We start from the raw sequence: 1,093 nt of genomic DNA, 5'->3' as shown, positions 1-1,093 counted from the left end.
GCAGGTGTTGATGCGGTTGCAGAACGGCCTCGCGGTATCCGGCGTATCCTATCTGGAGACGATGCGATGGCGCGGTCCGGCGCTGGCCGCGCACAACGCCGCGGTCGCCGGGATCGATGCCATGATTGCGCCGGTGTCGCCGGTGGCAGCGCCCACCATCGCCGAGAGCGACGTCGGCAACAGTCCCGACGCCGAGGCGACGATCCAGCGGCTGACGCGATTCACCCGCCCGATCAATTACCTCGGACTGCCGTCGCTTTCGATTCCGGCGGGCTTCACCCAGGTGGGCTTGCCGGTCGGTATGCAACTGGTCGGCCGTTCGTTCGATGAAGCCATGATTTTGCGGATTGGTGCGGCGTTCCAGCGCGCCACCGATTTCCACGACCGGGTACCGAAACCAGCATGAGCAATCTCGTCGAGATCAACAACCTCAACATTCGCTTTTCCGGCGAGCGCACCGTGCATGCCGTCAACGATCTCAGTCTCACGCTGGGCGAGGGCGAGGTGCTCGGCCTGCTCGGCGAGTCCGGCTCCGGCAAGAGTGTCACCCTGCGCGCGCTGATGCGGCTGTTGCCGAAAAAGCGCACGCAGATTTCGGGCAGCGTGCAGGTGCTGGGGCGCGACGTGCTGGCGCTGGACGACGAGGAGCTGTCGGCGTTTCGCGGCCAGACCGTCTCGATGATCTTTCAGGAGCCGGCGCTGGCGCTCGATCCGGTCTACACCATCGGCCAGCAGATTTCCGAAAGCGTGATGCGCCACGAGGGCAAGAGCCAGTCCGAGGCGACGGCGCGGGCGCTGGAGATGCTGGAGGTGGTGCGGATTCCCTCCGCCAAACGAAGGCTCGACGCCTATCCGCACGAGATGTCGGGGGGTATGCGCCAGCGCGCGATGATCGCCCTCGCGCTCGCCTGCAACCCCAAGGTCCTCCTCGCCGACGAGCCGACGACGGCCCTCGACGCCACGGTGCAGATCCAGATCCTGCTTCTCCTGCGCGACCTGCAGGCGGAACTCGGACTGTCCACTCTCTTCGTCACCCACGATCTGGGTGCCGCCGTCGAAGTCGCCGACCGGATCGCGGTGATGTATGCCGGCC

General features: G+C 66.1%; 2 protein-coding genes. Both read left to right on the top strand.

What is annotated here, in order from left to right; genetic code table 11:
* Window positions 1-406 (top strand): amidase family protein (locus tag Q7U29_RS23885; protein ID WP_304745444.1); only part of this gene is annotated, 406 nt, incomplete at its 5' end.
* Window positions 403-1,093, top strand: a 691-nt coding sequence (locus Q7U29_RS23880) for an ABC transporter ATP-binding protein (RefSeq protein WP_304745442.1), incomplete at its 3' end; no start/stop codon positions are given. The genes Q7U29_RS23885 and Q7U29_RS23880, both read left to right, overlap by 4 nt.

The organism is Bradyrhizobium sp. (assembly GCF_030654605.1).
GTDB lineage: Bacteria > Pseudomonadota > Alphaproteobacteria > Rhizobiales > Xanthobacteraceae > Bradyrhizobium.
This window is presented reverse-complemented; position numbering and strand designations above follow the sequence as displayed.